The 4,182-nt window shown below is 43.9% G+C and carries 4 protein-coding genes; all 4 read left to right on the top strand.

Annotated features, from left to right (window positions below; all coding sequences use genetic code 11):
* Positions 1 to 302 precede the first annotated feature (302 nt).
* On the top strand, positions 303 to 1,043 hold the full coding sequence (gene yaaA / locus ACYVLS_RS09320; protein ID WP_460323852.1) for a peroxide stress protein YaaA: 741 nt from the start codon (positions 303 to 305) through the stop codon (positions 1,041 to 1,043).
* A 207-nt stretch (positions 1,044 to 1,250) separates the two neighbouring features.
* A complete protein-coding gene (locus ACYVLS_RS09315; RefSeq protein ID WP_460323850.1) occupies positions 1,251 to 2,360 on the top strand; it encodes an S-(hydroxymethyl)glutathione dehydrogenase/class III alcohol dehydrogenase in 1,110 nt (369 codons plus the stop codon).
* Positions 2,361 to 2,402: 42 nt separating this feature from the next.
* The gene (gene fghA / locus ACYVLS_RS09310; protein ID WP_460323854.1) at positions 2,403 to 3,233 is read left to right on the top strand and encodes an S-formylglutathione hydrolase; all 831 of its coding nucleotides are present in this window, start codon (positions 2,403 to 2,405) and stop codon (positions 3,231 to 3,233) included.
* 111 nt (positions 3,234 to 3,344) lie between these two features.
* A complete protein-coding gene (locus ACYVLS_RS09305) occupies positions 3,345 to 3,974 on the top strand; it encodes a nitroreductase family protein (RefSeq protein WP_460323848.1) in 630 nt (209 codons plus the stop codon).
* The last annotated feature ends 208 nt before the right edge of the window (positions 3,975 to 4,182 follow it).

Below are 4,182 nucleotides of genomic sequence, written 5' to 3'. Positions count from 1 at the left end.
TAAAAGATTTAATACTACTGTATGAACGTTAGAGATATTCAAGTTATTGAACCGCCGTATACGAGAACCGTACGTACGGTGGTGTGAGAGGTCGACTAGTCAATTAATGACTAGTCTCCTACTCGATGAAAGGAACTGAACATCAGCTTTCTGTCATGGTGCTAGTGGAGCGAGCACGTAGCAGATGAAAGACAAACGAACGTCGTCTACCTTCATTTAGCTCGATGATAACAATTCCACTTTGAAAGAAACGCTTCTGCTTGCTATACTTATCTAGACTAACTAAGAGAAGGGCGTTTTTTATGCGAATTATTATTTCACCGGCCAAGAAGATGACGGTAGACAATGACAGTTTTACCCACAACCAGTTGCCCAAATTTATAAATAAAACAGAGGAATTATTAAACCACTTAAAATCCTTAACATACGATGAACTGAAAAAAATATGGAAAGCCAGCGACAAGATTGCCACGTTAAACTATGAACGCATTCAGGAGATGGATGTTCGGAAAAATCTGACTCCGGCAATTCTTGCTTATGAAGGCATTCAGTACCAGTACATGGCGCCTAATGTCTTGGAGACAGAGCAGTACAATTATTTAGAGAAGCATTTAAGAATTCTCTCGGGCTTTTATGGTGTCCTCAAGCCTTTTGATGGTGTGACTCCTTACCGTCTGGAGATGCAGGCTAAACTGAAGCATGACAGCTATCCATCAGTGTACGCCTTCTGGGATGACCAGCTGGCTAAGCAGCTTCTGGACGAGACAGATACAATCATCAACTTGGCTTCAGAAGAATACAGCAAAACCATCACTAAATACAATGACCAGGCACAAATCATCCGCTGCAAATTCGGCGAACTGATAGACGGTAAAGTGAAAGAAAAGGGAACGATGGTCAAGATGGCAAGAGGAGAAATGGTTCGCTTTATGGCTGAAAACCAGATTCAGACACCGGAGAAGATTAAAGACTTCAATCACTTAGAGTTTTCGTTTAGTGATGATCATTCAACTGAGAGTGAATATGTGTTTATTAAGTCTTGAATGTAGAAAGAAGAATTAAGTAAAGGAATTATTTAAAAAAAGTACTCTTTTACTAACTAAATACACAGGATAAAAACTCTGAAAGTCTTCAGTATACTACTTTTTTTGTAAGTCACAGTCTGCAAGCATCCCAAGAGCATTCTAAAACCTTTTCTTGTATACTGGAAATAGTGACGATAAACAGCATACAAGAAAGTAGGAATAGTAATGAAAAGTAAAGCAGCCGTAGCATTTGGGCCTAATCAGCCGTTAGAAATCGTTGAAATTGATGTCGCAGAACCGAAAGCGAACGAGGTGCGCGTTAAAATTATCAACACCTCTGTTTGCCATACCGATGCCTTTACTCTGTCCGGTGAAGATCCGGAAGGGGTTTTCCCAGCAGTATTAGGACATGAAGGTGGCGGAATCGTTGAGTCTGTGGGAGAAGGCGTCACAGACTTCAAGCCGGGGGACCACGTGATTCCTTTATACACTGCAGAATGTGGCGAGTGCAAGTTCTGTCTGTCGGGTAAAACCAATTTATGCAGTTCAGTCCGTGAGACCCAAGGAAAAGGGTTGATGAAAGACGGGACCACTCGTTTTTCCTATAATGGTGAACCCATCTATCACTATATGGGAACCAGCACCTTCAGTGAATATACCGTGGTCAATAACGTTAATCTTGTCAAAGTTGATGAGAGTGCACCTCTGGAAAAGGTCTGCCTGCTTGGATGCGGCGTGACGACCGGTATGGGTGCCGTCAAGAACACGGCAAAGGTTGAAGAAGACGCAGTCGCTGCTGTATTTGGACTTGGGGCCATTGGTCTGGCTGCCATTCAAGGCCTGGTCAAGGCGAAAGCGAAGCGTATCATCGCTATCGATATCATCCCTGATAAATGGCCACTAGCTGAAAAAATGGGGGCGACCGAATTCGTCAATCCTAATGACCATGACCGTCCGATTCAGGAAGTCATCGTTGACATGACAGACGGCGGAGTGGACTATAGCTTTGAGTGTATCGGAAACGTTGATGTTATGCGTTCCGCTTTGGAGTGCTGCCATAAAGGTTGGGGCGAAAGTATTATCCTTGGTGTAGCCGGTGCAGGTAAGGAAATCAGTACCCGTCCGTTCCAGCTGGTAACCGGTCGCGTCTGGCGCGGGTCAGCTTTTGGTGGAGTGAAAGGGAAAACGGAACTGCCGGGTATGGTCTTGAACTATATGGATGGAGAAATCGACCTGGATTCCTTTATTACCCATAACCTGTCATTTGAAGAAATCAATGACGCCTTTGAACTGCTGCATAAAGGCGAGTCGATTCGAACCGTTTTAACTTATTAATAACTACTCAGACTAACTGAAGGAGGAACTTGTGTGACTGAACTGGAAAAACTGGAAGAACATAAGGTGTTTGGTGGCATGCAGTATAAGTACCGCCACCATTCTAATCTATTAAACAGCAGCATGACCTTTAGCCTGTTTCTGCCGAACAAAGAGGCCTTTCCCAACCCACCCGTTTTGTGGTGGCTGTCTGGTCTGACATGTAATGACGATAACTTTACTCACAAAGCTGGTGCACAAAGAGCGGCATCACGGCTGGGTGTCGCCATGGTCGTTCCGGACACGAGCCCCAGAGGTGAAGCAATAGCAGACTCAGATGACTATGATTTGGGTCAGGGTGCCGGCTTTTATCTGAATGCCACTGAAGGACCCTGGTCAGTCAACTACCAGATGGCGGACTACGTTCTAGAGGAACTGACTGCTATAGTGAGAGAAAACTTTAATCTGGAAGGACCTGAATTCTTGTCGGGTCATTCGATGGGTGGCCACGGTGCACTGGTACTGGGGCTTAAAAATCCAGAGCGTTTCCAGTCGATTACAGCCTTTGCGCCAATCGTGAATCCCAGTCAGGTTCCGTGGGGCATTAAAGCCTTCACGAACTACTTGGGTAAAGACAAGACAACATGGAAGGAGTGGGATGCTCTGGAACTGCTCAAAGAATACACAGGCAAACAGCGTCCGATTCTGATTGACCAAGGGGATGCGGATGGCTTCTATAAAAAAGAGCTGGAACCTGAACGCTTTGTAAAAGCTGCAGAGGAAGCCGCCTATCCGGTGACCCTGCGTATGCAAAAAGGGCACGATCACAGCTACTATACGATTGCGACCTTTATTGAAGAACATTTAGAATTCCATTTAGATAACTTAAATTAATAGGCAGTATTGGCCCTCTACTTAGAATCAGCGTAATTATGCAAGTTAACATCGATTTTAAGTGGAGGGCTAGTTGTTTACATACTCATTCAAACGAAAAGAGGGCATCTCATGGCAAGAACAAATGATTTTGACGATATCCTACTCAACCGACGCTCGGTCAGGGAATTTGATCCAAGCGTAAAAATACCTCATGAAGAAATGCTGGAAATGATACAAAAAGCGACGCGTGCCCCGTCTTCAGTCAACCTGCAGCCTTGGCGCTTTGTAGTGGTGGATAGTGAAGAAGGGAAAGCTAAACTAAGACCTTTAATGCGCTGGAATAAAAAACAAAGCGATACGTCAGCTGCGATGGTTCTGATTTTTGGCGATTTAAAGTGTTATGAATACGGAGAACAGATATATGCTAAAGCAGTAGAAGAAGGAAAGATGTCGGAAGAAGAAAAGGAAGAGCAGCTGGGGGAAATTATTCCTGAGTATAAAAGCTTTCCAAAAGAAAAAATGAAAAAGGTTGTGCGACTGGATTCTAATCTAGCGGCGATGCAGTTCATGCTGGTTGCCAGAAGTCACGGCTATGATACGAATCCTATTGGCGGCTTCGATTATGGCCAATTGGCTGAGAGCGTGGGGCTGGATAAAGAGCGCTACGTGCCTGTATTAATTTTGGCTATTGGTAAGGGGCTGGAACCGGGAGAAGAAACGGTCCGTCTTCAGGCAGAAGAAATTACGACATTTAAATAACCTAGGCTCAGTTTATGACAGGTCCTATCGAACAAAATAATGATGTTAGAAAAGAACTCCTTTCGAAGGGGTTCTTTTTTGATAGTATAAGGGATTATAAAATAAAGGCTGGTATGACACAGTTGGTTAACGTTTTATCTTTAAGAATAGATGGGGTAAAATATAGATGGGGTAAAATATAGATATGGAAAAGAATATTCTCCACTCG

Source organism: Alkalibacterium psychrotolerans, assembly GCF_054784355.1.
Note: the sequence above shows the minus strand (reverse complement) of the source record. Positions and strands in the feature narration are given on the sequence as shown.

Excerpts from the sequence above, each read along its gene's own strand:
- yaaA (WP_460323852.1), top strand. The coding sequence starts at position 303 with ATGCGAATTATTATTTCACCGGCCAAGAAGATGACGGTAGACAATGAC.
- ACYVLS_RS09315 (WP_460323850.1), top strand. The coding sequence starts at position 1,251 with ATGAAAAGTAAAGCAGCCGTAGCATTTGGGCCTAATCAGCCGTTAGAA.
- ACYVLS_RS09305 (WP_460323848.1), top strand. The coding sequence starts at position 3,345 with ATGGCAAGAACAAATGATTTTGACGATATCCTACTCAACCGACGCTCG.